The organism is Pseudomonas delhiensis (assembly GCF_900187975.1).
GTDB lineage: Bacteria > Pseudomonadota > Gammaproteobacteria > Pseudomonadales > Pseudomonadaceae > Pseudomonas > Pseudomonas delhiensis.
Genome location: NZ_FZPC01000009.1, coordinates 90631 through 116708 on the forward strand (window position 1 = coordinate 90631; position 26078 = coordinate 116708).

A 26078-nucleotide genomic window follows, 5' to 3' on the forward strand; every position below is an offset into this window, starting at 1 on the left:
GCCTTGCGCCGCAGGGGAATCGCAGGCAATAAAAAACCCGCCGGTGGCGGGTTCTTTACTGGGGCGCTAGTCCTTTAGCGATGTGCCTACCATCGCCCCCGAAGCGTGAAAATTTCGTGAAGAACCTTGAGTCAACCTGAATAATCCAGTGCCGTCCAGGCACGGCTGAGGTCGTCGCGGATGCGACAGGCGGACAGGTCGCCGCCCTCCTCACCCACGCTCAGCAGGCGGGTGGCGCCGGTGCCGTCGTCGTGCACCTCGGTCAGCGTCTGCAGGCGGCCGCAGTTGGGCGTGTCTATCACATAGCTGGCCACCACCGCCGAGCGCGAGCGCGGCACGCGGATGGCGTCGCGCACGATGCCGTGTTCCTCCACCCGCTTGCCGTCGGCCACCAGCACCGCCCAGGCCTCGCGGCCGTCGATCACCAGGTAGGCGCCATTGGCCTTGGGCCCCTCGGCCTGCGGCTGGGCGCAACCGGCGAGCAGGGCCAGGAGGGTGAGCACCAGCAGGGCTTTGACTTGCTTCATCACGCGTTCCTCTTCTTCGTCGTCGCCGCGGGGCGGGGCCCGGTTTCGCGGCGGCCATGGATTCAGTGAGCCAGCGGAAACCATGGTAGCCACAAAATACTGTTCATGCATACAGTATTTTTCGATTATCCTTCCGTCATCGACGAAAGGCACCCTGGCAACAGGTGGCAGGCAAGGACCCGAACAGGAGCGAAAGCGATGGTGGACATCCGCCAGATGAAATACACCGTGAACCACATGGGCGTGGAGGAAGTCAGCGAAGCGGTCGCCGAACTGCACCTCGAGGGCCTGGTCACCGAGGGCAAGACGCCCTTCTCCCGCACCCACTTCAACACCTGCTTCGCCGAGATCGAGGCACTGCTGCAGCGCGCCGGCTACCACCGCCCGCTGGACGTGGTGGGCTACCAGGGCCAGGCCTACGCCATGTTCGACCCCACGCGCTGGGATGCGGTGGAGGTGCTGCGCTGGCTGAAGGAATACGTGGAGGAGGCGCGCAGCGAGGCGGCGGGGGCCTGAACCTTGCCCCGCCGCGGGGATGGCAAAAGGCCGCAAAGGCTTGCCGCAGAGCGGCCGGGCTTGCGCTGAAGGAGTTCGGCCACTAATGTCCTTGGGGCAGTTACGCACCACCACGCTGAATCAAGGACGAGTCCATGAGCAAGACGCTCCCCCAGGACTGGCTGTGGGCCTACCAGAAACTCCGCAGCCTCGCGGTCGGCCGCACCAGCTCCGCCTTCCTCGCCACCCTCTACCACCTGCGCGGCGATACCGGCCCCTTCTACTGCAAGGGCGGGCTGCGCAAGTCGCGCCTGGTGCGCAAGGAGTCCTGAGGCGGCTCATCGCGGACGGAGTCCGCTCCTACGGTTAGCGCCGCGCCCCTTGTAGGAGCGCGCCCTGCGCGCGATCGCGGGCAGGGCCCGCTCCTACAAGGTTGACGTCGAGCTTCCCGCGCTCACGGAGCCATCCGTAGGGCGCATAACGCCTACGGCGTTATCCGCCGCCGCCATCGGGCACCGGTGCCTCGGCCAACGGCGGATAACCGCGAACGGTTATTCGCCCTACGATTGAGCCCGAGCGTCGGCGAACGGCGCCCATTCAGGGATACGACTGCCGCTGCCCGTTCGAGCGCGTCGTCCCCGGGGTGACGTCGAATTGCACGCCGTTGGGGTATTCGATGCTCTGGCGGATGCCACTGTTGGTACCACCGCCGCTGTTGTCGATGATCACCCGGCTGGAGCCTTGTTCGTAGCCGCGCGGAACCTGCACGCCACCGTAGCCGTCATAGCGCTGCACACTCGACGAGCTGTCGATGCTGCCACTGGCGCCGGGGCTGACGTAGATGCGCTCGATGCTGCGCACCGGCGGCTGGCCGGCCAGCGCCGCCCCGGCCAGCAGGCTGGCGAGCAGGCCGCAAAGCGCTCGGCTCTTCATGCTGGTCATGCTGGCTGAACCTCCGGTTAGGCTGGAAATGCCCCCAGTCTAACAACTCCAGTTTCCTACGTACCTGTTCCTTGCCATTCGATTGCCACGATTGGCAGATCGTTTCATATCAGTAAGATGCGACGATTTCTGAAAGAAGTTTCTGATGAATATTCGTCGCACAGCCTTCCTCCTCTTGATTGCGGTCCTGCCCCTGGCCGCCTCCGCCGCCGCCCCGCGCACCTTCCAGGAAGCCAAGAAGATCGGCTGGAAGCTCTATGCCCGCCAGTCGGTGGAGTTCTATTGCGGCTGCCGCTACAAGGGCAACCGCGTCGACCTGGCCAGCTGCGGCTACGTGCCGCGCAAGAACGCCAAGCGCGCCGGGCGCATCGAGTGGGAGCACATAGTCCCGGCCTGGGTCATCGGCCACCAGCGCCAGTGCTGGCAGAGCGGCGGGCGCAGCAACTGCTCGCGGCACGACCCGGTGTACCAGCGCGCCGAGGCCGACCTGTTCAACCTGGTGCCGAGCATCGGCGAGGTCAACGGCGACCGCAGCAACTTCGGCTACGGCTGGCTGCCGCAGCAGGCGCCGCAGTATGGCGCCTGCCCGATGGTCATCGACTTCAAGGCGAAGAAGGCCATGCCGCGCCCGCAGATCCGCGGGATGATCGCCCGCACCTACTTCTACATGAGCGACCGCTACGGCCTGAGGCTGTCCAGGCAGGACCGCCAGTTGTACCAGGCCTGGAGCAGGCAGTACCCGGTGGAAACCTGGGAGCGCCAGCGCAACCAGATGGTCGGCTGCGTGATGGGCTGGGGCAACCCGTACGTGGGCAAGATCGACCTGCAGGGCTGCGGTACCGCGGGCAGCGTCGCCGGGCGCTGAAAGCCAGGCGACGGCCGCCGCGCCCGGCAGTAGACTCAGCGGGTGCGCCCTGTCGCGCAGGCCTCTTTCCCCCTGTCTGGAGTACCTCGCATGTCCCTGTCGATCTACCAGATTTCCGTTCCGGTGTTCATCCGCATGCTCGGCAACCTCTCGGCCATCCTGGCCAAGGCCGAGGCCCATGCCCAGGCCAGGTCCATCGACCCGACGGTGTTGCTGAACGCCCGCCTGGCCCCGGACATGTTCCCGCTGGCGCGCCAGGTGCAGATCGCCAGCGACGCCGCCAAGGGCTGCGCCGCCCGCCTGGCCGGCGTGGAGATTCCCAGCTACGCCGACGACGAACAGAGCTTCGCCGACCTGCAGGCGCGCATCGCCAAGACCATCGACTACCTCAAGGGCTTCAAGCCCGAGCAGTTCGAAGGCGCCGAGAACCGCGAGATCCACATCAAGACGCCGAGCCGCGAGCTGCACTTCAAGGGCCTGGACTTCCTGCTCGGCTTCGCCAACGCCAACTTCTACTTCCACGTCACCACCACCTACGCCATCCTCCGCCACAACGGCGTGGAGCTGGGCAAGATGGACTTCCTCGGCGGCGCCTGAGCCCGCCCGGTGCCGGCCACGCCGGCACCCTCCCCCCCTAGCGCCCGGGCAGCGGCAGGCTGGTGGTCGACTTGATCTCCGACAGCGCGACTATGGAGTTGATCTCCTGGATGCCCGGCACCTGCGACAGGCGCTCGAAGAAGAAGCGCTCGTAGGCCTCGATGTCCTCGGTGACGATGCGCAGCATGAAGTCCACCGCGCCCATCAGCACATGGCACTCCAGCACCTCGGGGAACTCGCGGATGGCCGCGGCGAACTCGGTGAGGTTGTTGCGCCCGTGGGTGTTCAGCTTCACCTGGGCGAATATCTGGGTGTTCAGGCCGATCTTCTTGCGGTCCAGCAGGGTCACCTGGCGGCGGATCACCCCTTCTTCCTTCAGGCGCTGGATACGCCGCCAGCACGGCGACTGCGACAGGCCAATGCGCTCGGCGATCTCGGCGGTGGAGAGCGTCGCCTCCTCCTGCAGCAGGGCGAGGATGCGCTTGTCGTAGGCATCCAGCTCGATCGGCATTATCTATTCTCCAACCCATGCATTCACGCATAGTCTATTCGCAAAACATCTCCATCGCCGCTCATTTCGCAAAGCAAAACCCGGCCGGGCCACCGACAATGAGCCACCTCCCAGCCTTGCCGGTCACCGCCATGAACCAAGCCGTTTCCCTGCCCACCCGCACCGCCGCCCTGCCCGCCAGCCTGCTCGACGCCGGCCCCGGCGAGCGCCCCGACGGCTGGACCCGCCGCCCGGCCGACGCGGCGCGCCAGGCGCACTTCGCCATCCGCGCCGAGGCCGATGCCGACGTGCTGTGCAAGCTGCTGAACCTGTTCGCCCTGCAGGGCTGGCTGCCGGCCGAAGTGCATGCCGTGCAGGCGGGCGAATGGCTGCAGGTGGCCCTACGCGTACCGGGCATGCCGGAGCGGCGCGGCGAGGTGATGGCCGAGCGCATGCGCTCGCTGGTCAGCGTGGCGACGGTGGAATTGGCGTTCAGCAGCTTCTGACGGCGCAATCTGTCCGTTCAGCGATACAGGCTGGCTTTCTCGCGTTAGCCGGAAGGCCAGCACGGACATAGAGTCGGAACCGTCATCCGTCCGTCAGAGGCGGCGACCGCATTCTTCGTACCTTGCCCGAGATGATCGCCATGGCTCGTCCACGTCTGCTCCCCGACAACTTCACCCTGGCCCTGGTCGCTACCGTGGCCATCGCCAGCCTGCTGCCCTGCCAGGGGCCGGTGGCCACCGCCTTCGGCTGGATCACCAACCTGGCCATCGGCCTGCTGTTCTTCCTGCACGGCGCCAAGCTGTCGCGCCAGGCCATCATCGCCGGCGCCACCCACTGGCGCCTGCACCTGCTGGTGTTCGCCTGCACCTTCATCCTCTTCCCGGTCCTCGGCCTGGTGCTCAAGCCGGTGCTCTCGCCGCTGGTGACCCCGGACCTGTACCTGGGCCTGCTGTACCTGTGCGCCCTGCCGGCCACCGTGCAGTCGTCCATCGCCTTCACCTCACTGGCCCGCGGCAACATCCCGGCGGCGGTATGCAGCGCCTCGGCGTCCAGCCTGATCGGCATCTTCCTCACCCCGCTGCTGGTCCAGCTGCTGCTGGGCGTGCACGGCGACACCGGCGTCTCCACCCTGGACGCCATCGGCAAGATCACCCTGCAGCTGCTGGTGCCCTTCATCGCCGGCCAGGCCCTGCGCGGCGTGATCGGCGGCTGGGTGGACCGGCACAAGCCGGTGCTGCGCTACGTCGACCAGGGTTCGATCCTGCTGGTGGTCTACACCGCCTTCAGCGCCGCGGTGATCCAGGGCCTGTGGCACCAGGTGCCGCTGGCCGCGCTGGCCGGCCTGGTGGTGGTGTGCTGCATCCTGCTGGCGCTCGCCCTGTTCGCCACCAGCCAGCTCAGCCGGCGCCTGGGCTTCGACAAGGAGGACGAGATCACCATCGTCTTCTGCGGCTCGAAGAAGAGCCTGGCCACCGGCGTGCCCATGGCCCAGGTGCTGTTCGCCACCGGCAGCATCGGCGTGATCCTGCTGCCGCTGATGCTCTTCCACCAGATCCAGCTGATGGTCTGCGCGGTGCTGGCCCAGCGCTACGCCAAGCGCCAGCAGGAAGCGGCGGCCACGGCGCAGGTGGCGCAGTCGCGCTGAGCCGTTCGGTGCGATGTATCCGCAATAAGCCAGACGCCGGCCTTGCCAGCGTAATCGCGGATGAATCCGCTCCTACCGGTGAGAATGCCAGGCTTCACGGCAACCTGTAGGAGCGCGCCCTGCGCGCGAATCGCGGGCAGGGCCCGCTCCTACACTACCCGCTGGCAACTCTTTTCGTAGGAGCGAGCTTGCTCGCGAACAAACGCGGTGCCATGCGGTTCGCGAGCAAGCTCGCTCCTACGAAGAGCATCTCGGTGCAAGCCGCAAGACAGTCCGCCTAAATGGCAGGAGAAGCCCCACCGTAGGATGGTGTTGAGCGAAGCGATACCCATCGCCACGGCCACATGGGTTTCACAAGCTCAACCCATCCTACGAGATCAGCCCACCGGCGTACGCAGGGTGACGAACTCCTCGGCCGCCGTCGGGTGGATGCCGATGGTTTCGTCGAACACCCGCTTGGTGGCCCCGGCCTTGAGCGCCACGGCGATGCCCTGGAGGATCTCGCCGGCCTCCGGGCCAACCATGTGGCAGCCCAGCACCTGGTCGCTGTCGGCGTCGACGATCAGCTTCATCAGGGTCTTTTCCTGGGACTCGGTGAGGGTCAGCTTGAGCGCGCGGAAGCGGCTCTCGAACAGCTTGATCCGGTGCCCGGCGGCGCGCGCCTCGTCCTCGGTGAGGCCGACGGTGCCGATGTTCGGCAGGCTGAACACCGCGGTGGGGATCAGCTTGTAGTCCACCGGCCGGTATTCCTCGGGGCGGAACAGCTGGCGGGCCACCGCCATGCCCTCGGCCAGGGCCACCGGGGTCAGCTGCACGCGGCCGATGACGTCGCCGATGGCGCGGATCGACGGCTCGCTGGTGCGGTAGGCCTCATCGACCTTGACGAAACCCTTGTCGTCCAGCGCCACCTCGACGTTCTCCAGCCCCAGGCCGTCGAGCATCGGCCGGCGGCCGGTGGCGTAGAACACGCAGTCGGCCTCCAGCAGGCGGCCGTCCTTGAGGGTCGCCAGCAGGCTGCCGTCGGCCTGCTTGTCGATGCGCGCGATGTCGGCGTTGAACTGCAGGTCCAGGCCCTTCTTCGTCAGCTCGTCGCGCAGGTGCTCACGCACGCTGCGGTCGAAGCCGCGCAGGAACAGCTCGCGGCGGTACAGCAGGGTGGTCTGCGCGCCCAGGCCATGGAAGATGGAGGCGAACTCCACGGCGATGTAGCCGCCGCCCACCACCAGCACCCGGCGCGGCAGCTGCGGCAGGAAGAAGGCCTCCTGGGAGGTGATGACGTGTTCCTTGCCGGGGATGTCCGGCACCTGGGGCCAGCCACCGGTGGCGATGAGGATGTTGGCGGCGCGCAGGCGCTGGCCGCCCACTTCCACGGTATGGGCGTCGACCAGGCGCGCGTGGCCTTCGAGCAGGGTCACCCCGCTGTTCACCAGCAGGTTGCGGTAGATGCCGTTGAGGCGGTGGATCTCGCGGTTCTTGTTGGCGATCAGGGTCGGCCAGTCGAAGCGCGCCTCGCCCAGGCTCCAGCCGAAGCCGGCGGCCTGCTCGAAGTCCTCGTGGAAGTGCGCGCCGTATACCAGCAGCTTCTTCGGCACGCAGCCGACGTTCACGCAGGTGCCGCCCAGGTAGCGGCTCTCGGCCACCGCCACGCACGCGCCGAACCCCGCGGCGAACCGCGCGGCACGCACGCCGCCGGAACCCGCACCAATCACGAACAGGTCGAAATCGAAAGCCATCGTCGTTCTCCACTGGCAGATGCCCGGCAGCATACCTCATCGCCGCTGGCCTATCCTGCCAGCAGAGCCCACAGGAGGAAGCCGCCATGCGCCCGTCCCTGACCCACCTGGCCCTGCACGTACCGGACCTGGAGGCCTGCATCGCCTTCTACGAACGCTTCTGCGGCATGCGCGTGATCCACCAGCGCGAGGGCAAGGGCTCGCGCATCGTGTGGATGGCCGAGCCGGGCAAGGAGCACCAGTTCATCTTCGTCATCATGCCCGGCGGCGAGGCCCGCCACCTGGCCAGCGACGACTACAGCCACTTCGGCTTCGCCGTGGACAGCCACGAGAAGGTCGATGCCATCGCCGCCGAGGCCGAACGCGCCGGCTGCCTGATCTGGCCGCCGCGCCAGGAGCCATACCCTGTGGGCTATTACTGTGGTCTCAGGGACCCAGCAGGCAATTACGTCGAGTTCAGCTACGGCCAGCCGCTGGGGCCGGGCTCGGAGGCGATGCCAATTCCATCGTCGCTGTAGACGCCGAACCGTAGGGCGCATAACGCCCCCAGCGTTATCCGCCGCCTTCGCAAGGCAACGGCGAATAACCGCGAACGGCGGAAACGAAGAAGCCACCCGCAGGTGGCTTCTTCGACGTACCGGGAACGCGCCGGGATTACCAGGCCTTGCCGGTCTTGTAGAGGTTCTCGTAGCAGAAGTTGGTCGCCTCGATGTAGCCCTCGGCGCTACCGCAGTCGAAGCGCTTGCCCTTGAACTTGTAGGCCAGCACGCAGCCGTCCTGGGCCTGCTTCATCAGGGCGTCGGTGATCTGGATCTCGCCACCCTTGCCCGGCTCGGTCTGCTCGATCAGCTCGAAGATGTCCGGGGTCAGGATGTAGCGGCCGATGATCGCCAGGTTCGACGGCGCCTCTTCCGGCTTGGGTTTCTCGACCATGTTGTTCACGCGGTAGATGTCGTCGCGGATCATCTCGCCGGCGATCACGCCGTACTTGTTGGTCTCTTCCGGCGGCACTTCCTGGATGGCCACGATGGAGCAGCGGAACTGGTTGTACAGCTTGACCATCTGCTTCAGGACGCTGTCGCCTTCCAGGTTCAGGCAGAGGTCGTCGGCCAGGACCACGGCGAAGGGCTCGTCGCCGATCAGCGGGCGGCCGGTGAGGATGGCGTGGCCCAGGCCCTTCATCTCGATCTGACGGGTGTAGGAGAAGGTGCACTCATCGATCAGGCGGCGGATACCGACCAGGTACTTTTCCTTGTCGGTGTTGCGGATCTGGGTTTCCAGCTCGTAGCTGATGTCGAAATGGTCTTCCAGCGAACGCTTGCCGCGGCCGGTGACAATGCCGATCTCCGACAGCCCGGCTTCCAGCGCCTCTTCGACGCCGTACTGGATCAGCGGCTTGTTGACCACCGGCAGCATTTCCTTGGGCATGGCCTTGGTGGCCGGGAGGAAACGGGTGCCGTAGCCGGCAGCCGGGAACAGACATTTCTTGATCATGGGAGTCCTTCGACATGAACCAGGGTGTGAATGGCGCGCAGTCTAATGAGCCCGCGTGCGGCTTACAATGCCCGCACTGCGTGCCCGCCAGCGGAGGCGCAGGCCCGTCGGCGATGGGCAACGGCTAGTCAGACCGCCGCGGCGCCGGCAAGTTCGGTCGATACTGGCAAAAAGTCAGCACCGGCGCCTTCAGTGACCGTCCGTCGGTGCCATCCTACGCACTCTGAAGGGTGCCGACGGAGCCCGCGCTGACCTGGCTCAGCCTTCCGGCGGATCGTCGCGGCGCAGCGAACTGGCCGTATTGACCGGATGGGGGCGAGACCAGATACTGTATTTCCATACAGTATTCAGGATTTCATCTTGCTCCACTTCCCCGCTTCCCATCACAGGTGCCAACCATGGGCGTCGCCGTAGACCTGGGCGCGCTGCTCGACCAGCGACGCGTCTGGAAGGGCCAGGCCGGCACCATGCCCAGCGCGGCCCAGCCCACCGGCCACACCCGGCTGGACGCCTTGCTGCCGGGCGGTGGCTGGCCGGAGGCGGCGCTGAGCGAGATCCTCCACGCCGCCGAGGGTATCGGCGAGCTACAGCTGCTCTGGCCGACCCTGGCGCGCCTGAGCGCGGCCGGCGAGCGCGTGGTGCTGGTGGCGCCGCCGCACATCCCCTACCCCCGCGCCTGGCTGGAGGCGGGCGTCGAGTTGCAGCACCTGGCCTGGGTCGAGGCCAGTGGCCGCGATGCGCTCTGGGCGACCGAGCAATGCCTGCGCTCGGGCTGCTGCGGCGCCGTGCTGTGCTGGCCGCAGCAGGCCGACGACCGCGCCCTGCGCCGCCTGCAGGTGGCGGCGGAAAGCGGCCAGACCCTGGCCTTCGCCTTCCGTCCGCTGCGCGAGGCGTACAACCCCTCGCCGGCCGCGCTGCGCCTGGCCGTCGAAACCCGCCCGGCGCAACTGCGGGTGCTCAAGTGCCGTGGCGGCCTGGCCCCGGCCAGCCCCCTGCCGCTGGCCGCCCTGCACTGAGGTCGCCATGCGCTGGGCCTGCATTCTCCTGCCACAGCTGGCCATGGACGCCGCCCTGCGCCAGCGCAGCGATCCCGAGGCGCCCCTCGCCCTGCTAGCCGGCCCGCCACAACGGCGCGTGCTGCAGGCGGTCAACCCGGCGGCCCGCCGGCTCGGCCTGCGCCCCGGCCTGTCGCTGACCGCGGCGCGCGCCCTGTGCCGCGACTTCGATTGCGCCGAGTACGACCTGGCCGCCATCCAGCGCAGCCAGGACCTGCTCGCCGCCTGGGCCTACGGCTTCAGCTCCCAGGTCAGCCAGCACTACCCGCGCGCGCTGCTGCTGGAGGTCGCCTCCAGCCTGGCGCTGTTCGGCCCCTGGCCACGCTTCGAGGCCCGCCTGCGCGAGGAACTGCGGGCCCTGGGCTTCAGCCATCGCATCGGCGTGGCGCCCACCCCCGCGGCCGCGCGGGTACTGGTCAACGCCGGTGACGGCCTGGTGGTGGAACACCCGGAAGCCCTGCGCAGCGTCCTCGGGCGCCTGCCCCTGGAGCGCTGCGGGCTGCCCCGGGAAAGCGTGGCCAGCCTGGCGCGCATGGGCCTGCGCAGCCTGCAGCAACTGCTCGCCATGCCCCGCGACGGCCTGGCCCGGCGCTTTCCGGCGGAACTGCTGCGGCAGGTTGACAACCTGCTCGGCCAGCGGTCGCTGGCCCTGGACTTCTACCGGCCACCGGAACGCTTCGAGAGCCGCATCGAGCTGAATTTCGACGTCGAGTCGACCCAGGCCCTGCTCTTCCCCCTGCGCCGCCTGACCGGCGACCTCGCCGCCTTCCTCGCCGGGCGCGACAGCGGCGTGCAGCGCTTCGAGCTGTACCTGGAGCACCACGGCCACGGCGAAACCTGCATGCCGGTCGGCCTGCTCAGCGCCGAGCGCGAGCCGGCCATGCTCTTCGAACTGAGCCGCGGCCGCCTGGAACAGCTGCAACTGCCCGCGGCGGTACAGGCCGTGCGCCTGCAGGCCGACGACCTGCCGCCCTTCGCCCCCGAGTTGCGTCAGCTGTTCGACGAGCGCCCGCAGCAGATGCAGCCCTGGGAACAGCTGCGCGAACGCCTGCGTGCACGGCTGGGCGACGATGCCGTGCACGGCCTGGGAGCCCTCGCCGAGCACCGCCCGGAGCAGGCCTGGCAACCCCGGGAAAGCCCGCGCGCCCTCCCCCTGCCGCCTTGCGGGCCGCGCCCCGGCTGGCTGCTGCGGCAGCCACAGGCGCTGCGCGAAAGCCTGCCCCGGGTGCTCGCCGGGCCGGAGCGCATCGAGTCCGGCTGGTGGGACGGCGCGGACATGCGCCGCGACTACTACCGGGTGCAGACCCGCGCCGGCCAGCAGGCCTGGGTCTACCGCGAGGTCGGCAGCGAGGGGCCGTGGCTGATCCACGGCTGGTTCGCATGACCCCGGCCTACGCCGAGCTGCACTGCCTGTCGAACTTCAGCTTCCAGCGCGGTGCCTCCAGTGCCCATGAACTCTTCGAGCGCGCCGCACGCCTGGGCTACCGCGCCCTGGCCATCACCGACGAATGCAGCCTGGCCGGTATCGTCCGCGCCTGGCAGGCGGCGAAGGCATTCGAGCTGGCGCTGATCGTCGGCAGCGAGGTGCGCATCGAGGCCGGCCCCAAGCTGGTCCTGCTGGCCGAGAACCTCACCGGCTACCAGAACCTCTGCCGGCTCATCACCCACGCCCGGCGCCGCGCCGACAAGGGCAGCTACCGCCTGCTGCGCGAGGACCTGGAAGCCGACCTGGAAGGCCTGCTGGCGATCTGGCTGCCCGACACGGCAGCGGATACGGATGGCGCCTGGCTGCGCGAACGCTTCCCGCAGCGCCTCTGGCTGGGCGTCGGGCTGCACCGCGGCGCGGACGACAGCACCCGCCTGCAGGCCCTGCTGACCCAGGCCGCCCACCATGGCATCGCCGCCGTGGCCTGCGGCGACGTGCACATGCACAGCCGCGGCCGCCGGGCCCTGCAGGACTGCATGACGGCCATCCGTCACCACCTGCCGGTCAGCGAGGCCGGCGCCCACCTGTTCCCCAACGGCGAACGCCACTTGCGCCAGCGGGAAGTGCTGGCCGAGCTGTATCCGGCGCAGTTGCTGGAGGAGACGCTGCGGATCGCGGGGCGCTGCAGTTTCGATCTGGGGCAGCTGCGCTACCAGTATCCCCGCGAACTGGTGCCCGAGGGGCACACGCCGAAGTCCTGGCTATGCCAGATGACCTACGCCGGCATCCGCAGGCGCTGGCCGGACGGGGCGCGGAAAAAGGTGCTGAAACGCATCGGCAAGGAACTGCTGCTGATCGCCGAGCTGGAGTACGAGAACTACTTCCTCACCGTCCACGACATCGTCCAGTTCGCTCGCAGCCAGGGCATTCTCTGCCAGGGGCGCGGCTCGGCCGCCAACTCCGCGGTGTGTTTCGCCCTGGGTATCACCGAGCTGGACCCGTCGCGCAGCAAGCTGCTTTTCGGCCGCTTCATCTCCCGCGAGCGCAACGAGCCGCCGGACATAGACGTCGACTTCGAGCACGATCGACGCGAAGAAGTCATCCAGTACGTCTTCCGTCGCTACGGCCGCCACCGTGCAGCCCTGACCGCCGTGGTCAGCAGCTACCGCGGCGCAGGCGCCATACGCGACATCGCCAAGGCCCTGGGCCTGCCACCCGACCAGGTGGACGCCCTGGCCGGATGCTGCGGGCGCTGGAGCGAGCAAACGCCACCCGAAGAGCAACTGCGCGAAGCGGGCTTCGACCCGCAGAGCCCGGTCATGCGCAGGGTGCTGGCGCTCACCGCGGAGCTGATCGGTTTTCCCCGACACCTGTCGCAGCATCCTGGTGGCTTCGTCATTTCCGAGCAGCCATTGATCAACCTGGTCCCGGTCGAGAACGCGTCCATGCCCGAACGCACCGTGATCCAGTGGGACAAGGACGATATCGATGCGGTGAAGCTACTCAAGGTCGACGTGCTCGCCCTGGGGATGCTCAGTGCCCTGCGCCGCTGCTTCGACCTGGTGCATCGCCTGCGCGGCACGCCGATGAGCATTGCCAGCATTCCCCCGGAAGACCCGGCCACCTACGGGATGATCAGCCGCGCCGATGCCATAGGCGTGTTCCAGATCGAGTCCCGCGCGCAGATGGCCATGCTGCCGCGGCTGCGGCCGAAGACGTTCTACGACCTGGTGATCGAGGTCGCCATCGTCCGTCCGGGCCCGATACAGGGCGACATGGTCCACCCCTACCTGCGACGGCGTAACAAGGAAGAGCCGATCACCTATCCCTCGCCGGCCCTGGAACAGGTGTTCCGGCGCACCCTGGGCGTTCCGTTGTTCCAGGAACAGGTCATGGAGGTCGCGGTGGTCGCTGCCGGCTACACCGCCGGCGAAGCCGACGACCTGCGCCGTTCCATGGCTGCCTGGAAACGTCACGGCGGCCTGGAGAAACACCGCCTGCGCCTGACCGAGGGCATGCTGGAGAATGGCTACACCGCCGATTTCGCCGCCCGCATCTTCGAACAGATCAAGGGCTTCGGCAGCTACGGCTTCCCCGAATCCCACGCCGCCAGCTTCGCCCTGCTCACCTATGCCAGCAGTTGGCTGAAGTGCCACGAGCCGGCAGCCTTCGCCTGCGCCCTGGTCAACAGCTGGCCGATGGGCTTCTACAGCCCCGACCAGGTGCTGCAGGATGCCCGCCGCCACGGCATCGAGGTGCTGCCGGTGGACGTGCGCTACAGCCACTGGGACTGCAGCCTGGAGGATAAGGGGGAGGCACAGCCGGCGATCCGCCTGGGGCTGCGCATGGTCCGCGGCTTCCGCGAGGATTTGGCCCAACGCATCGTCCAGGCCCGCGAGCGGCGGGCTTTCGAAAGCGTCGAGGACCTCAGCTACCGGGCCGGCCTGGACGCCGCGGCCCGCGAGCGCCTGGCCGACGCCGGCGCCCTGCGCGGCCTGGCCGGGCATCGCCACCGGGCGCGCTGGGCCGTGGCCGGGGTGGAACCGCAGCTACCGCTGTTCGCCGGCCAAGACGCCATGGCGGAGGCCGCGGTGAGCCTGCCGTTGCCCAGCCTGGGCGAGGAAATGCTCACCGACTACGCCAGCCTGGGCACCACCCTCGGCCCACACCCGCTGCGCCTGCTGCGCGGCCAGTTGAAAGCGTTGCGCTGCCGCAGCTCCCGCGAGCTGCCCGGCCTGGAGCATGGCCGGCCACTCAGCGTCGCCGGGCTGGTGATCGGCCGGCAGCGGCCGCAGACCGCCAGCGGCGTCACCTTCGTTACCCTCGAGGACGAGTTCGGCCTGGTCAATGTCGTGGTCTGGCGCGACGTTGCCGAACGCCAGCGCCGCGTCTTCCTGCAAGCGCAGTTGCTGCAGGTGCGCGGCCGGCTGGAAAGCGAGAGCGGCGTGCGCCACGTGATCGCCGAGCAACTGGTCGACCTGACGCCCCTGCTCAGCGGCCTGGACGTGCCCAGCCGCGATTTCCGCTAGTGGCTCAACTGGCCAGGCGGTGCAGGTTCCAGCGCACCACGCCCCAGATCGCCAGTTCGTCGCCTTCGCCGATGCGGATCGGCGGGTAGCGGTCGTTGGCCGGCAGCAGCGCGTAGGCGCCGTCGATGATGTCCAGGCGGCGGATCAGCGGCTCGCCGTTCACCGCGGCCACCACCACCTCGCCGGAACAGGCCAGGGAAGCGCGGTCCACCACCAGCAGGTCATTGTCGTGGATGCCGGCACCGGTCATACCATCGCCATGTGCGCGGACTATGTAGGTATGGGGCGTGTGCAGCTCAAGCAGGTCATCCAGCGACCGCGGCTGCGCCTGGAGGAACGCCGACGGCTCGGCGACGGCAGGATGGAAAGCGGCATGAGACATGGCGGGACATCCTCGGAATACTGTACATGCATACAGATACCAGAAATAATGCGAACCCGGCAAGCCATCCGCCACTCCATTGATAGCCGCCGGCAACCGCCGCGGCGTGGTCTATCCTTCGTGTGGGGGCGAGGACTTTCAGCATGAATCCTGGCACGTTCGTCACACTCATGATTTTCGGCTGGCTGCTGCTGGCGGGCGTCACGCTCTGGGCCTTCCTGCGCGTACCCATGCGCAGGGCCCGGCTGCATTCGCGCAACGAGGCCCAGGCCCATCCCCACGAGGCGCCGGCACCCCAGCCGCAGGCGGCCCCGCGCAGGCGTCATGCCGGCTGGCTGGCGTGGAATCATCGCTGAGGCGGCCGCAGGCCGCCGTCATCCAGGCTTTTCGGAAGCTCCATACAGCGCCCTTCCTCAGGTTTCCTTGCCCGACAGGCTCGTCCGGGTGAGTCCGATGGCCGCCTCACCATCCCCGCCACCCCGATAACCGTCGATGGGCTCGCAGGGGCCGCCACTCCAAGGCCGGAGTCAGGCCAGGCGAATGTCCGCCCCGGTGACCTCGTCGCGCAGGGCACGCAATTCGGCGGCATCCTGGTTCAGGTGGTGGATGGCCTTGAGCAACCGCTGGCGCAGCAGTTCGTCCGGCACTTGCTCCACGGCGCGCATCACTTCGATGGCAGTGGCTTCGTTGTTGCTGGCTACCGAGTCCAGCACCTTGCGGATGTTACGGGCTGCACGTTGCACGTCAGGTCCTCATGACAAAGTGCGAGCACCCTAGGACAACAATATTTCTCAAAGATTTCAGCGAGTTGCATTCTGACCAGCGGTCAGGCGCATCCCCTCTTGCGCAAGCCGGCGGACGATGCGGCGGCGGGCCTTGGCAGCGCGGCCGATTGTCACGCTGCCGAGTCGGCAAGTCGGGAATGCAGGGAGGAATTCTGGTGCTCGGAGCGGGACTCGAACCCGCAAGACCGTTAGGCCGGCGCATTTTAAGTGCGCTGTGTCTACCAATTTCACCATCCGAGCCGGGCGGGCATTGCCGATGACGAAAAGCGCGGCCACCGGGCAATGTGGAAGGGCCGAGACTATACCGAGTCGACTCGTTGCGGTAAAGCCGGGGCCGAACGCCTAAACGCTTGATGGCACAGCCGATTCTACCCTCCCCCAGGTCCGCTGCGCGCCCAGCGCAAGGGACTAGTCGGAATTACCGGCTTTTTGCCATCCCCCATGTCACATAAGCTGCCCACCCACGGGACGGAAGGGAAGCCAGCCCCGGCTTGGGCCGCATTACCCCGGATGCGGCCGCTTTTTCTTCTGCCCCCCCCCCGGACAGCAGGACAATGTGAAGCCAATCACATAACTGCCGAAAAACCGGCACAGCGCCATCATCGGTACAAGACTTTGACGTTCAGTGGATCACGAAACGCCAAACAGGAGAGCTCCGATGAGGCAACGCATTGCCACTCGCGTGGGCAGGTCCCTGGTCGTCATCGAAACCAAGGACATCACGCATTTCAGCGCGGAAGAAAAGTATGTGACTGCCTTCACCGCCAAGGGCCGGATCCATTTCGACGCCACCCTGAAGGCCCTGGAAATCGAGTTCGCCGAAGCGTTCATCCGCATCCATCGCAGCCACCTGGTGCGCAGCAGCCTGGTCAGCAACCTGCGCTGGGACGCCTATTCGGCCAGCATCGGCATCGAGGGCACGGAAATCCGCCTGCCCCTGAGCCGCCAGCGCGTCGGCGCGGTTCGCAACCTGTTGCGGGCACGCAGCGGAGTCACCGTGATTGCCACCCTCGAAGGGCCGCTGTCGCTTGCCATGCCAGCCACCCAGCAGGCAGCCCCTGCCCTGCGGGTTCCCTGACGAAGGGGGGCATCGCTTGCCCAGCTGCAATATCAAAGCAACATCATCCATCTATACTGCATGAAGGCTGACGGACCAGCCCCCATCGGCAGTACGAAGAAGCCTCGCCTCACCCGCGAGGCTTTTTCTTTCCACCGCCATCGACCACCTGAAACGCCGTGCCGGCCGGGGACATGAGCGGCCCGCATACATGCACACGAGAATGTATGTTTATTTCGCTGTCGTGTAATGGCAATATGCCTGGCCCTCTTGCTGAGGACATGGCCGGCCGAGCAGGGACGCGACGGCCAGCCACTTACCCTTCCCTGCCGCGCAGTCCCCAGAGCAGCAGCACGATGGCAAGCATGATCGCCAGGCCGACGCTGACGAAACCGAAGGTCACCAGCAGTTCCTGCCAGGGCTCCCCGCGATGCCCCGCGGCGGTGACGGGCAACATGGCCGCGGTGCCGAAGACCGCGGCGAGCAGGGTGAAGGCCCAATTGGCATAGGCGCCGTAGAGCAATGCGCAAAAGGCGACGCCCTGCCACCGGTGCGACAGCGCCACCTCGCCCCAGACAGCCCCCAGCGCCAGCAACAGCAGGCCATTGAGGATGCCCTCCAGGTGGGCCGCCAGGGCCATGCGCGGGTTGCTCAGCTGCGCCTCGACCAGCCCGGTGAGCAGGCCGAGCAACAACAGCAGCAGGCCGTGCCAGAGCAACCGCCGATATACACCAGCCATGCCAGGCACCTCCGCGACCGGGTCTCCCCTTCACTCTAGACGGTGCGGGCTAGCGCAGCGGCAGCCAGCCGGGCGCGATGTATTCGGAGGGGAGCAACAGGCAGACGACCAGATAACAGGCGATGACAAGGCAGGCGGCGGCCACTACGAGCCATTCGAAGCGCGACATCTCTCATCCTTGAGCAGCGCAATTTCAGAATGACAGTATGCCATGGCGAACGGCACATGACATCAGAACGCCATCTACCTCTCAGAGCCTTCGGCAGGCGGCGAGACGAGCAAAGAAACGCCGGGCCCGGTAGAATTTCGCGCCCCTGGGAACCGGAACGGCTCCGGCCGGTCTGAAACCGCCAGCGAATTCACACCACGGGTCGGCATGCGATCCGGACGATCGACCATCCCGGGCGGCAAGTGCCGCCCTCCACTCCTCGAGGTTAGCAATATGCGCAAAGCACTCCCCGCCCTGGCCCTGAGCCTGCTGTTCGCCCAAGCCGCCATGGCCGGCGGTGGCACCCAGGCAGCCGTCGGCGGCGGCCTGGGCGGTGCCCTGGGCAACGTCATCGGCCAGCAGATGGGCGGCAGCACCGGTGCCGCGGTCGGCGCCGGCCTCGGTGGCGCCGCGGGTGGCGCAGCCACCGCCAAGAAAGGCCGGAAGACCAAGGCGGCCATCGGTGGCGGCCTGGGCGCGGCCGGCGGCTCGATCATCGGCAACAAGCTCGGCGGCAGCACCGGCGCGGCCATCGGCGCCGGCCTGGGTGGCGCGGCGGGCGGCGCGCTCGGCGGCAAGAAGTAAGTCCGGCCGCCCCGATGTGAAAAGCCCCGTGGGAGCGATCCCACGGGGCTTTTCTTTTGCGGATGTCCCGCCCGAAGAACGCTCGCCCCAGCCATGACGCAAATACCTGCGCATAGCGAAATCGGCCGCGATCAATAGCCCGCTTCGCGTTGATGCCGAATGGCGAGAACCACAATGGTCTCGTTATCGATGCGATACCGGGCGACATGGCCGCTGTCACCGAACTCGATTGGCCATTCTCGGAAGGAGACGGGCAGGCTCTCGATTATCCGTCCCACCTGCGGGCGATTTCCCAGCGCCTGGGTGGCCAGGACGACCGCCTGAGCAGCCCGCCTGGCCGCATCAGGACTCCTGGAGCACAAATACTCCCGAAGGCGCTCGAGATCGCGTATCGCGGCCGGAGCGTAGATCACTCGCATCCGGGAGCGGGCCGCTCGTCAACCTCCCCCCAAGTGTTCAGCCACTCATTGACCGCTTCGGACGTCACATGCTTGCCGGTGGCCTGATACTCATCCCACGCCAACGCCGTCTCACGGTTCAGTGCCTCACGCCTTTCCTCGCGCTCGACATACTGGGCAATCGCCTCGCGCATGAGCCAATGTGGTGAACGCTGGCGTATCCCCGCAAGGTTGCGTATGCGCGCCATCATCGCATCGTCGAGCTTCACCGAAGTGGCCATCACGCCCCCGAGTAGTCAAAGGTAATATCCGAGATGCTCCGCCCAGCCATGGAGCCTGTCAACCCGCATGCCACCGCTGCTCGAAGCAGGCGTCGGCACGAGCAATACGGGAAATACTTGCCTGGAGGAGAAAAGAAAAAGCCCCGAAGACCTGCGTCTTCGGGGCTTTCATGTTGGAGGCTGAGGTCGGAATCGAACCGGCGTTCACGGATTTGCAATCCGCTGCATAACCACTCTGCTACTCAGCCTTTGAACCTGGCAAACCGCGTTGCGATTCGCTGAAATTCTGTTAGGTCTGGCTCTCTTTCAAGCTCTAACCTATTGATTACACAGAGTTTTCATCGCCCTGCGCTTTCGATGGCCGGGATTATGGACTAATGGGACAAGACTGGCAACACCTGAGATTAAATTTCTTCATGACCCGGCTGGCGGCAGGAGAGGAAGCAAGTCCATCAGGTCTCGTGATGCAAGCCCGAACACGGACTGCTTCACCTTCCCTTCGCAATCCTGTCAGTTGCACGGGCACCCAGCCAACCGTTACTTACACTGCAATCGGGGTTTTCGCGACCTGAATCGGGTAGTGGCGCAAATGTGAATTCGTATCATTCACACCTATCTCATTCAGGCGTGAATTCCATGGCCCGCACTCCCCTCTTCCAGTCTGCCCGCTGCCTCCTTCTGTTCTGCGGCCCCCTGCCGTTGCTGCAAACCGCCCAGGCGGCCGATTCCGCCCCCAGGGAACTGGATGCCACCGTCATCACCGCCACCAAGCAGGACACCCCGGCGTTCAACACCGCCAACAGCGTCAGCGTGGTGAACGGGGAAAAGCTCGCGGACAGCCACCTGGACACGCTGGGTGACGTGGCCCAGCGCCTGCCCAACGTGTATTTCAGCACCTTCACCCAGCACACACCGTCGTTGACCATCCGCGGCCTGGGTTTCTCAGACGACGAAGGCGACAGCATCAGCAACAGCGTGTACATCGATGGTGTGCCGATGAATGGCATGGTCCTCGGCCAGCTCTACGACCTGGAGCAGATCGAGGTGCTGCGCGGCCCGCAAAACACGCTCTATGGCCAGAACAGCATGGGTGGCCTGGTAGCCCTGCGTACCCGCGACCCGGCGTTCGATGCCGGCGGCAGGCTCAAGCTCGAATACGGCAGTCACAACCGGCAGCGCGCCGAGTTCGCCGGCAACCTGCCGCTTTCCGGGAATACCGCGTTGCGGCTCAGCGCCGGCGGCGAGCAGAGTGACGGCATGGTGGCCAACCCCACCCTCGGGCGCCACGACAGCGCCGGCTGGAACAGCGGTTTCGGCCGTATCAAGCTGTTGCACCTGGACGATGACGGTGGTGAATGGCGCTTTGCCCTGCACCAGATGAACACCCATGGCGACAACGACTACTTCGCCCCCCGCGAGTTGGCCAGGAAGCACGAATCCAACGCCACCGACACCGGCAGAAACGACACCGCATATACCCTGTTCGGCGGTGAATACCGCAAGCGCTACGCCGACGACACGCAACTGGTAGTCAACCTCGGCGCCAACCGGACCGAGTGGGACTACTGGTTGCCCGAATCGATTTTCGGCGGCGAGGCCGGCTACGACATGGAGACCCGCCAGTACAGTGCCGAGGCCCGCCTGAACGGCGAACGGGGAAAATGGGACTGGCTGGTGGGCGGCTTCCTCTCCCATGTGCGCCGGGACGCGCCCTACACCTTCGACCTGAGCCCGTACTACCTGAGCGATACCAAAGCCAAGGTCACCGGCGACACCGCGGCGGCTTTCGGTGAGCTGGGCTGGCGCTTCCAGCCGGACTGGCGCCTGGCCGCCGGCCTGCGCCTGGAGCACAACCGCCGCAGCATGGACTGGAGCAGCCAGCAGAGCGGCCTGTTCGACAGCAACGGCGACGGCGTGCCGGATACCCCGTTCGACAGCCTGGAAGCCTTCGACGACCGCAAGGTCAACGAAACCGAGGCCCTGCCGCGCCTGAGCCTGGAATACAGCCCCAGCGACCAGCACTTCAGCTACCTGGTGCTGGCCCGCGGCTACAAGGCCTCGGGATTCAACACCTATGCCACGGGTGCCGCCGCGGCGGGCAATGCCTATGATCCGGAATACGGCAACTACGTCGAGTTGGGCTACCGCTATCGCGCCCCGGACAATCTTTGGCAAGCGGGTGCGAACCTGTTCTACACCCGCCTGCGCGACCAGCAGGTGATCGTCGAAGATGTCGGCGGCCAGACCTTCACCAGCAACGCCGGCAAGTCCCACAACAAGGGGGTGGAACTGACCGCCACGCTTTTCCCGCTGGCATCGGTGCAACTCAACGCCTACGCCAGCTTTGTCGAAGCGGAGTTCGACGACTACAGCCGCGGCTCGGTGGACTACGCCGGCAAGCAGTTCCCCAGCACCCCCAGGCACAGTTTCGGGGTGTCCATGGACTGGGCCGTCACCGACTGCATCACCTTCGGCACCGGCCTGACCCGCCAGGGCGAATCGAACCTGTACCCCAGCGCCAACATCGAAAACGACGCCTACACCCTGTGGGACGCCAACCTCGACTACCGCCTCAGGCAATGGAGCATCGGCCTGTTCGGCAAGAACCTCAGCGACGCCACCTACTACACCCGCGCCATGGCCAACGACATGGTCATCGCCGGCCAGCCGAGGACAGTGGGAATGCGCGTGGGCATGGAGTTCTGAGCCTCTCGCCGAAGTGTGACCGAGGCTGCAGAAGTGGCGCCCGAATGTGGGAGCCACACTTGAAAATGATAATAATTTGCAATAACATGAATCCTTGAACGCTCGCAGGGATCTCCGAGCCCCATAGCGAATGGACTCGTTCCACCGCCATAAGCAGGGAGACCTGCGAGCCCTCTCCCTATGCCCAGCCCACCTGGGCGCAGGCCCGCGAGGACGACCATGTACCAGCTTCGCGCTTCCACCTTTTTCGACACGGCAATACCGGAGACCGGCCCGCCTGGCTGCCATGTACGCACCCAGGTTTTGCAGCCGGGCCTGGAAGTCTCCCTGGTGTCTTTCGATGCCACCCGCAACCTGAGTATCAGCACCATCGACGACAGTTCGCATCTGCACTTCAGTTGCATGCTCAACGGCGACGTCGACGTCCGTACCGGACAGAGGGGCCTGCGCCTGGGCCAGAACCAGCTGATGGCCAGCTTTGCTCCGGCCGAGCGTTTCGAGCTGGAGTTCGCGCCGGCCCACCGTAACCTCGAACTGCGCATCACCCCGCAACGCCTGCACGAACTGGCCGGCGACGATTACCAACGCCTGGGGGACAGCATCGAACGCAGCTTCTACCTGCAGGTCAGCCACGGCAACCAGAGGATCAAGGACGCGGCGCTGCGCCTGGAACGCCTGCTGGGCGACGAGACCGCCTTACCGTTGCTGGTGCATTCGGCCACCCTGGAGTTTCTCGCCTGGCACCTCAAGGCCTGTACCCCGCAGGACCAGGGGGAACGGGTATCCAAGCGTGAACAGCGGCTGCTGCTTGCCGCCCGCGAGCGCTTGCTGATGGACCTCAGCGCGCCCCCCACCATCGAGCAACTGGCACGGGAAATCGGGCTCAACCAGCTCAAGCTCAAGCGCGGCTTCAAGGCCCTGTTCGATACCAGCATCTACGCGCTGTTCCAGCGTGAGCGCATGGGCAAGGCCCGACAATTGCTGCAGCAGCATGGCGTCACCGATACCGCATCGATGCTCGGCTACAGCAATATCAGCCACTTCAGCGCAGCCTTTCGCAAACAGTACGGGGTACTGCCCCGCGATGCCCGCAAAGGCGCGCTGGAGTAACGCCTCAACCTGCCTGCTGGCGGCGCCACAGTTCGGCATACAGGCCATCCTCGGCCAGTAGTTGTTCGTGGCGACCGCGCTCGACGACACACCCTCCTTCCAACACCAGAATCAGGTCGGCATGGCATACCGTGCCCAGACGGTGGGCAACCACGATCAGCGTGCGCCCCTGGGCCAACTGCGAGAGCCCCCGCTGGATCTCGTACTGCGCCAGTGGGTCCACCGAGGCGGTAGCCTCGTCGAGCAACAGTATCGGCGCATCCTTGAGCAGCGCCCGGGCAATCGACAGGCGCTGACGCTCACCGCCGGACAGGCGCTGGCCATTCTCGCCGATCCGTGTGTCATAGCCCTCGGGCAGGCTGCGAATGAACTCATCGCAGCAGGTCTGGCGACACACCTCGACCACCTCCTCCAGGCTGGCCTCGGGCTTCGCCAGACACAGGTTGTCCAGCACGCTGCCGTCGAACAGCTGCACATCCTGGAAGACGAAACTCGACTGCTGGTAGAGCTGCTCCAGGCGTATCTGCCGCAGGTCGACGCCTCCCAGTTCAATGCTCCCCTGCTGCGGGTCGTGAAAGCGCGCCAACAAGTGCAGCAGGCTGCTCTTGCCGGCACCGGAGGGACCGACGATCGCCACCATCTGCCCTTCCTCGACGACGAACTCCACCCCCTGCAGCGCCCATTGCGCTTGACCCGGATAGCGCAGGCCGACATTTCTGAAGACGACCCGATGGCCATGCAGCGAGGCCGGCGCCAGAGGTTCCTGCACCTCGGGCAATTGCATCAGTTCCTGCAGACGGGTTTGCGCCTGGGCCAGGCCGCGCAACTCACTCAGGTAGGCCGCGGCATCCAGCAAGGGATCGAGCAACCGGTTGGCCACCAGGGCGAACAGCATCCAGCTCAGGGCCGACAGCTGCGACGTCGCCGCCAACCAGGCCGCAACGGCCAGCATGAGCGCCAGGCTCATGTCGATGCAGATGCGATACAGCTGAATCGCACTGCCGGCCCAGGCTTCCACCCCCAGGCTGTGACGCTCGATGGCGCGGAACTGGCAGTCCAGCCGGGTACGCCAGGGCTCGGCACGATCGAACAGACGCAAGGTACGCAGACCGCCGATGAACTCCACCAGCAACCCCGCCGCTTCGAGAAAGCCCTGCTGCTTGCGCCGCCCCACCGCGAGGAAGAAGCCGCTCAGCAGGTTGAGCATGGCGAACGCCAGGGGCAAGGTCACCAGCAGCGCCAGGGTCAAGCGCCAGTCGACCCATACCAGCACCAGCATGAACATCAGGGGCACGCTCAAGGCCGCCAGCAGCTCGGCCAGGACATGGGTGAAAATGCTTTCGATACGCTTGACGTCCTCGGTCAAGCGCTCCCCCAGCTGGCCGATCCGCTCACGCCGCAATGCCCCCAGGGGCAGCCGCCCGACATGGTCCAGCAAGCTCCGGCGATAGCCGTGCATCAGTTGATAGCCGCCGAGAAATGTATTGAGCTGGCCGAAGTGCGAACACAGCAGCTGTACCATCAGCAATGCCAGCAGCCCCACTGCCAGCCAACCCGGCGACGCAGACTGTGCCAGGCCCTGGTTGCCCGACGCGGGATCACCCAGCCAGAAAAAGCCGAGGAAGAACGGCGCCATGGCGCAGGCCCGCTCCAGCACCCGCAGGGCCAAGCCCAGCCAGAGGCGCGGCGCCCGCGTATCCGCAGTGGCCATCACCTGACGCAGCCCTTCAGTCAGCCACTGCATGCTGCGGGCTCCTGTTGCGGATGGACCACTGCTCGGTCTCGAACTGGCGCCGCCATTGCTGCGCATACAGGGGGCTGCGCTCCAGCAATTGCGGATGCTGCCCCCGGTCGGACAGTACGCCGCGTTCCAGCACCACGATCTGCTCGGCATCGCGGACGCTACCCAGACGATGGGCAATCACCAGCACGGTCTGCTCCGGCCAGGCCTGGCGCAGATCGCGATAAAAGCGCTGCTCGGTACGGCTATCGGCGAAGGCCGTGGCTTCGTCCAGCACCAGGACCGGCGTCTCGGCCAACAACGCCCGGGCCAGCCCGATGCGTTGCCGTTCGCCACCGGACAAGCGCACGCCCCGCTCGTCCAGCGGCGTATGCAGGCCCTGGGGCAAGGCACGCACGAAGTCTTCGGCCTGTGCCACGCGCAAGGCGGTGAACAGTTGTTCCTCGCTGGCGTCGGGGCGGCCGATCAACAGGTTGTCCAGCACGGAGCCCCGAAAGACGAAAGCCTCCTGGGAAACCACGCCGACCGTCGCCGCCCGCGTCGCGTCGCTCATCGCGGCCAGGGGCCTGCCGCCGACGGTCACCCGCCCGGAATCGGCGTCAAGAAGGCCGCCAAGCAGCCAGGCCAGGGTACTTTTGCCGCTCCCCGACGGGCCGACCAACGCAGTCATCTGCCCGGCAGGCAGGCACAGGTCGATCTCGCGGAGCACCGGCCGCCCGTCATAGCTGAAACACACCGCCTCGAAACGTACCTCCAGCGCCCCCTGTGGCACCTGCTCGTTCCCTTCTGCGGGTTGCGGCCACTGCAGCAGAGGGGCGAAGCGCCGTACGCCACCGATGATTTCCTGAATCTGCGAGTTGAACCGCGCCACCCGCAACAATGGCCTGAGCATGCCGGTGCCGAGGATCAGCACCAGTACCAGGTCGGACAGCCCCACTTCGCCCCGCGCATGCAGCCACAGGCCCAAAGGGAAGAGGATGGCCACGTTGGCCCCCAGCAGCACCGTGAACGCCGACCAGCCAGGCACGCTCAGGGCGATCATGCGGCCGATCAGGCGCCGGTAGCGATCCAGGGCTTCACGCATACGCTTGAACGAGCGCGAGTCCTGGCGGAAGGCTTTCATCAACAGGGCATTGCGCAGGTATTCCAGTGTCGCGCCGTCCAGATCGTCCACGGCGCCGGCGTACTCCCGCAGCCGTCCCTCCAGGCCGCGCATCATCCAGCCCTGGGCGAGCAACGCCAGGGGTACGGGAAGCAAGGCACAGAGGGCCAGGCGCCAATCGACGGCGCACAGCAACGCGAACGCCCACAAGGGGCTCAGCAATGCCGCCACGCACTCGACGCTGTGGTGGGCGATGAATTGCTCCATGCGCTCCACGTCCTGGATCAGCCGCCGCTTGAGTTCACCGCTGGACAAGCGGACGAGCCAAGGCAGGGGCGCCCATGACAAATGCCGCACCAGGGCCCTGCGGGTGTTGAACAGTACCCGATAGGCCGCCACGTGGCTGAGGTAGTAGGCGAAGGTGTAGAGCACGTACTTGAGCAGCACGCACAGGGCCATCCAGCCGGCCAGCTCCAGCAGACTGGCGCTTGGCGCCGGTTCCTGCAGAACCAGGTTCACCGCCTGGGCCAGCAGCACGAAAGGCAGCAACTCGACGCCGGCAGCCAGCACCGCCATCGCCACCGCCCCGCCCAGACGCCAACCCTGCCCACGCAACAGCCAGCGCCAGGCAGGCCTTTGCCCTCTGCTGAACTCGCCCCCCATGACCGTCCCCACTCGCC

At 66.6% G+C, this 26078-nt stretch carries 27 protein-coding genes and 2 tRNA genes; 15 read left to right on the plus strand and 14 right to left on the minus strand.

The annotated features are described in order from the left end of the window. Nucleotides 1-131: 131 nt before the first annotated feature. Nucleotides 132-527 carry a hypothetical protein gene (locus CHC02_RS10080; RefSeq protein WP_089391337.1) on the minus strand — a complete coding sequence of 132 codons (396 nt, stop codon included), beginning with the start codon at nt 525-527 and terminating at the stop codon, nt 132-134. A 198-nt stretch (nt 528-725) separates the two neighbouring features. Here CHC02_RS10080 and CHC02_RS10085 point away from each other — a divergent pair, with 198 nt between their 5' ends. Together CHC02_RS10085 and CHC02_RS30195 are read left to right on the plus strand one after the other, a co-directional pair. Next, a complete protein-coding gene (locus CHC02_RS10085; RefSeq protein WP_089391338.1) occupies nt 726-1043 on the plus strand; it encodes a transcriptional regulator in 318 nt (105 codons plus the stop codon). Nucleotides 1044-1177: 134 nt separating this feature from the next. Next, nucleotides 1178-1354 (plus strand): hypothetical protein, encoded by a 177-nt coding sequence (locus CHC02_RS30195; protein WP_167364811.1) that lies wholly within the window; start codon nt 1178-1180, stop codon nt 1352-1354. 265 nt (nt 1355-1619) lie between these two features. On the opposite strand, the gene CHC02_RS10090 is transcribed toward CHC02_RS30195, so the two are convergent. Next, nucleotides 1620-1964: a hypothetical protein gene (locus tag CHC02_RS10090; RefSeq protein ID WP_089391339.1), complete on the minus strand. Its 345-nt coding sequence runs from the start codon at nt 1962-1964 to the stop codon at nt 1620-1622. Between the two features lie 145 nt (nt 1965-2109). Here CHC02_RS10090 and CHC02_RS10095 point away from each other — a divergent pair, with 145 nt between their 5' ends. Both CHC02_RS10095 and CHC02_RS10100 read left to right on the plus strand, forming a co-directional pair. After that, entirely contained in the window at nt 2110-2829 is a 720-nt protein-coding gene (locus CHC02_RS10095) for an endonuclease (RefSeq protein ID WP_089391340.1), read from the plus strand. Nucleotides 2830-2919: 90 nt separating this feature from the next. Continuing rightward, nucleotides 2920-3426, plus strand: coding sequence for a DUF1993 domain-containing protein (locus CHC02_RS10100; RefSeq protein ID WP_089391341.1), 507 nt, complete (start codon nt 2920-2922; stop codon nt 3424-3426). Between the two features lie 37 nt (nt 3427-3463). On the opposite strand, the gene CHC02_RS10105 is transcribed toward CHC02_RS10100, so the two are convergent. Continuing rightward, nucleotides 3464-3937, minus strand: a complete 474-nt coding sequence (locus tag CHC02_RS10105; protein ID WP_043273730.1) for an Lrp/AsnC family transcriptional regulator — start codon at nt 3935-3937, stop codon at nt 3464-3466. A 131-nt stretch (nt 3938-4068) separates the two neighbouring features. Between CHC02_RS10105 and CHC02_RS10110 the strand changes: the two genes are divergently transcribed. Further along, a complete protein-coding gene (locus CHC02_RS10110; RefSeq protein ID WP_089391342.1) occupies nt 4069-4422 on the plus strand; it encodes a hypothetical protein in 354 nt (117 codons plus the stop codon). Between the two features lie 140 nt (nt 4423-4562). After that, nucleotides 4563-5567, plus strand: a complete 1005-nt coding sequence (locus CHC02_RS10115) for a bile acid:sodium symporter family protein (protein ID WP_089391414.1) — start codon at nt 4563-4565, stop codon at nt 5565-5567. A gap of 377 nt (nt 5568-5944) precedes the next feature. Here CHC02_RS10115 and gorA read toward each other — a convergent pair whose 3' ends face one another. Next, on the minus strand, nt 5945-7300 hold the full coding sequence (gene gorA, locus CHC02_RS10120) for a glutathione-disulfide reductase (RefSeq protein ID WP_089391343.1): 1356 nt from the start codon (nt 7298-7300) through the stop codon (nt 5945-5947). 86 nt (nt 7301-7386) lie between these two features. Between gorA and CHC02_RS10125 the strand changes: the two genes are divergently transcribed. Beyond that, nucleotides 7387-7818: a VOC family protein gene (locus CHC02_RS10125; protein WP_089391344.1), complete on the plus strand. Its 432-nt coding sequence runs from the start codon at nt 7387-7389 to the stop codon at nt 7816-7818. A 136-nt stretch (nt 7819-7954) separates the two neighbouring features. Here the strand turns inward: CHC02_RS10125 and galU are convergent, their stop codons facing one another. Beyond that, nucleotides 7955-8794, minus strand: a complete 840-nt coding sequence (gene galU / locus CHC02_RS10130; protein WP_089391345.1) for a UTP--glucose-1-phosphate uridylyltransferase GalU — start codon at nt 8792-8794, stop codon at nt 7955-7957. 398 nt (nt 8795-9192) lie between these two features. Here galU and imuA point away from each other — a divergent pair, with 398 nt between their 5' ends. The 3 genes from imuA to CHC02_RS10145 are packed head-to-tail and all read left to right on the plus strand — an operon-like array spanning nt 9193 to nt 14304. After that, nucleotides 9193-9810: a translesion DNA synthesis-associated protein ImuA gene (gene imuA, locus CHC02_RS10135; RefSeq protein WP_089391346.1), complete on the plus strand. Its 618-nt coding sequence runs from the start codon at nt 9193-9195 to the stop codon at nt 9808-9810. 7 nt (nt 9811-9817) lie between these two features. After that, complete coding sequence (locus tag CHC02_RS10140; RefSeq protein ID WP_089391347.1) at nt 9818-11233, plus strand: Y-family DNA polymerase; 1416 nt, start codon at nt 9818-9820, stop codon at nt 11231-11233. After that, entirely contained in the window at nt 11230-14304 is a 3075-nt protein-coding gene (locus CHC02_RS10145; protein ID WP_089391348.1) for an error-prone DNA polymerase, read from the plus strand. The genes CHC02_RS10140 and CHC02_RS10145 overlap by 4 nt, the downstream gene beginning before the upstream one ends. Nucleotides 14305-14308: 4 nt before the next feature. Here the strand turns inward: CHC02_RS10145 and CHC02_RS10150 are convergent, their stop codons facing one another. Beyond that, entirely contained in the window at nt 14309-14686 is a 378-nt protein-coding gene (locus CHC02_RS10150) for a LexA family protein (protein WP_089391349.1), read from the minus strand. 143 nt (nt 14687-14829) lie between these two features. Here CHC02_RS10150 and CHC02_RS10155 point away from each other — a divergent pair, with 143 nt between their 5' ends. Continuing rightward, nucleotides 14830-15042 (plus strand): hypothetical protein, encoded by a 213-nt coding sequence (locus tag CHC02_RS10155; RefSeq protein WP_089391350.1) that lies wholly within the window; start codon nt 14830-14832, stop codon nt 15040-15042. Nucleotides 15043-15213: 171 nt separating this feature from the next. Here the strand turns inward: CHC02_RS10155 and CHC02_RS10160 are convergent, their stop codons facing one another. Then, complete coding sequence (locus CHC02_RS10160) at nt 15214-15429, minus strand: hypothetical protein (protein ID WP_009619935.1); 216 nt, start codon at nt 15427-15429, stop codon at nt 15214-15216. 195 nt (nt 15430-15624) lie between these two features. Beyond that, nucleotides 15625-15711, minus strand: a tRNA-Leu gene (locus tag CHC02_RS10165). Between the two features lie 418 nt (nt 15712-16129). On the opposite strand from CHC02_RS10165, the gene CHC02_RS10170 reads away from it, so the two are divergent. Next, nucleotides 16130-16549 (plus strand): LytR/AlgR family response regulator transcription factor, encoded by a 420-nt coding sequence (locus CHC02_RS10170; RefSeq protein WP_089391351.1) that lies wholly within the window; start codon nt 16130-16132, stop codon nt 16547-16549. A gap of 295 nt (nt 16550-16844) precedes the next feature. On the opposite strand, the gene CHC02_RS10175 is transcribed toward CHC02_RS10170, so the two are convergent. Further along, nucleotides 16845-17267, minus strand: coding sequence for a styrene oxide isomerase (locus CHC02_RS10175; protein ID WP_089391352.1), 423 nt, complete (start codon nt 17265-17267; stop codon nt 16845-16847). A gap of 442 nt (nt 17268-17709) precedes the next feature. Here CHC02_RS10175 and CHC02_RS10180 point away from each other — a divergent pair, with 442 nt between their 5' ends. Further along, the gene (locus CHC02_RS10180; RefSeq protein ID WP_089391353.1) at nt 17710-18060 is read left to right on the plus strand and encodes a bacteriocin; all 351 of its coding nucleotides are present in this window, start codon (nt 17710-17712) and stop codon (nt 18058-18060) included. 131 nt (nt 18061-18191) lie between these two features. On the opposite strand, the gene CHC02_RS10185 is transcribed toward CHC02_RS10180, so the two are convergent. From CHC02_RS10185 to CHC02_RS10195, 3 genes are all read right to left on the minus strand, one after another. After that, nucleotides 18192-18479, minus strand: a complete 288-nt coding sequence (locus CHC02_RS10185; RefSeq protein WP_089391354.1) for a type II toxin-antitoxin system RelE/ParE family toxin — start codon at nt 18477-18479, stop codon at nt 18192-18194. Continuing rightward, complete coding sequence (locus CHC02_RS10190; RefSeq protein WP_089391415.1) at nt 18470-18739, minus strand: CopG family ribbon-helix-helix protein; 270 nt, start codon at nt 18737-18739, stop codon at nt 18470-18472. The genes CHC02_RS10185 and CHC02_RS10190 overlap by 10 nt, the downstream gene beginning before the upstream one ends. Nucleotides 18740-18913: 174 nt before the next feature. Continuing rightward, nucleotides 18914-18987: transfer RNA gene (locus CHC02_RS10195), tRNA-Cys, on the minus strand. 388 nt (nt 18988-19375) lie between these two features. On the opposite strand from CHC02_RS10195, the gene CHC02_RS10200 reads away from it, so the two are divergent. Further along, nucleotides 19376-21445: a TonB-dependent receptor gene (locus tag CHC02_RS10200; RefSeq protein ID WP_089391355.1), complete on the plus strand. Its 2070-nt coding sequence runs from the start codon at nt 19376-19378 to the stop codon at nt 21443-21445. Nucleotides 21446-21775: 330 nt separating this feature from the next. After that, nucleotides 21776-22555, plus strand: a complete 780-nt coding sequence (locus tag CHC02_RS10205) for a helix-turn-helix transcriptional regulator (protein ID WP_244160945.1) — start codon at nt 21776-21778, stop codon at nt 22553-22555. A 4-nt stretch (nt 22556-22559) separates the two neighbouring features. On the opposite strand, the gene CHC02_RS10210 is transcribed toward CHC02_RS10205, so the two are convergent. Then, a complete protein-coding gene (locus tag CHC02_RS10210; RefSeq protein WP_089391357.1) occupies nt 22560-24299 on the minus strand; it encodes an ABC transporter ATP-binding protein in 1740 nt (579 codons plus the stop codon). Continuing rightward, on the minus strand, nt 24283-25974 hold the full coding sequence (locus CHC02_RS10215; protein WP_208604349.1) for an ABC transporter ATP-binding protein: 1692 nt from the start codon (nt 25972-25974) through the stop codon (nt 24283-24285). The genes CHC02_RS10210 and CHC02_RS10215 overlap by 17 nt, the downstream gene beginning before the upstream one ends. Nucleotides 25975-26078 lie beyond the last annotated feature (104 nt).

Bases quoted from the DNA above. Each gene is read 5' to 3' on its own strand.
- CHC02_RS10080 (WP_089391337.1), bottom strand. From the start codon at position 527: ATGAAGCAAGTCAAAGCCCTGCTGGTGCTCACCCTCCTGGCCCTGCTC.
- CHC02_RS10085 (WP_089391338.1), top strand. From the start codon at position 726: ATGGTGGACATCCGCCAGATGAAATACACCGTGAACCACATGGGCGTG.
- CHC02_RS30195 (WP_167364811.1), top strand. From the start codon at position 1,178: ATGAGCAAGACGCTCCCCCAGGACTGGCTGTGGGCCTACCAGAAACTC.
- CHC02_RS10090 (WP_089391339.1), bottom strand. From the start codon at position 1,964: ATGACCAGCATGAAGAGCCGAGCGCTTTGCGGCCTGCTCGCCAGCCTG.
- CHC02_RS10095 (WP_089391340.1), top strand. From the start codon at position 2,110: ATGAATATTCGTCGCACAGCCTTCCTCCTCTTGATTGCGGTCCTGCCC.
- CHC02_RS10100 (WP_089391341.1), top strand. From the start codon at position 2,920: ATGTCCCTGTCGATCTACCAGATTTCCGTTCCGGTGTTCATCCGCATG.
- CHC02_RS10105 (WP_043273730.1), bottom strand. From the start codon at position 3,937: ATGCCGATCGAGCTGGATGCCTACGACAAGCGCATCCTCGCCCTGCTG.
- CHC02_RS10110 (WP_089391342.1), top strand. From the start codon at position 4,069: ATGAACCAAGCCGTTTCCCTGCCCACCCGCACCGCCGCCCTGCCCGCC.
- CHC02_RS10115 (WP_089391414.1), top strand. From the start codon at position 4,563: ATGGCTCGTCCACGTCTGCTCCCCGACAACTTCACCCTGGCCCTGGTC.
- gorA (WP_089391343.1), bottom strand. From the start codon at position 7,300: ATGGCTTTCGATTTCGACCTGTTCGTGATTGGTGCGGGTTCCGGCGGC.
- CHC02_RS10125 (WP_089391344.1), top strand. From the start codon at position 7,387: ATGCGCCCGTCCCTGACCCACCTGGCCCTGCACGTACCGGACCTGGAG.
- galU (WP_089391345.1), bottom strand. From the start codon at position 8,794: ATGATCAAGAAATGTCTGTTCCCGGCTGCCGGCTACGGCACCCGTTTC.
- imuA (WP_089391346.1), top strand. From the start codon at position 9,193: ATGGGCGTCGCCGTAGACCTGGGCGCGCTGCTCGACCAGCGACGCGTC.
- CHC02_RS10140 (WP_089391347.1), top strand. From the start codon at position 9,818: ATGCGCTGGGCCTGCATTCTCCTGCCACAGCTGGCCATGGACGCCGCC.
- CHC02_RS10145 (WP_089391348.1), top strand. From the start codon at position 11,230: ATGACCCCGGCCTACGCCGAGCTGCACTGCCTGTCGAACTTCAGCTTC.
- CHC02_RS10150 (WP_089391349.1), bottom strand. From the start codon at position 14,686: ATGTCTCATGCCGCTTTCCATCCTGCCGTCGCCGAGCCGTCGGCGTTC.
- CHC02_RS10155 (WP_089391350.1), top strand. From the start codon at position 14,830: ATGAATCCTGGCACGTTCGTCACACTCATGATTTTCGGCTGGCTGCTG.
- CHC02_RS10170 (WP_089391351.1), top strand. From the start codon at position 16,130: ATGAGGCAACGCATTGCCACTCGCGTGGGCAGGTCCCTGGTCGTCATC.
- CHC02_RS10175 (WP_089391352.1), bottom strand. From the start codon at position 17,267: ATGGCTGGTGTATATCGGCGGTTGCTCTGGCACGGCCTGCTGCTGTTG.
- CHC02_RS10180 (WP_089391353.1), top strand. From the start codon at position 17,710: ATGCGCAAAGCACTCCCCGCCCTGGCCCTGAGCCTGCTGTTCGCCCAA.
- CHC02_RS10185 (WP_089391354.1), bottom strand. From the start codon at position 18,479: ATGCGAGTGATCTACGCTCCGGCCGCGATACGCGATCTCGAGCGCCTT.
- CHC02_RS10190 (WP_089391415.1), bottom strand. From the start codon at position 18,739: ATGGCCACTTCGGTGAAGCTCGACGATGCGATGATGGCGCGCATACGC.
- CHC02_RS10200 (WP_089391355.1), top strand. From the start codon at position 19,376: ATGGCCCGCACTCCCCTCTTCCAGTCTGCCCGCTGCCTCCTTCTGTTC.
- CHC02_RS10210 (WP_089391357.1), bottom strand. From the start codon at position 24,299: ATGCAGTGGCTGACTGAAGGGCTGCGTCAGGTGATGGCCACTGCGGAT.
- CHC02_RS10215 (WP_208604349.1), bottom strand. From the start codon at position 25,974: ATGGCGGTGCTGGCTGCCGGCGTCGAGTTGCTGCCTTTCGTGCTGCTG.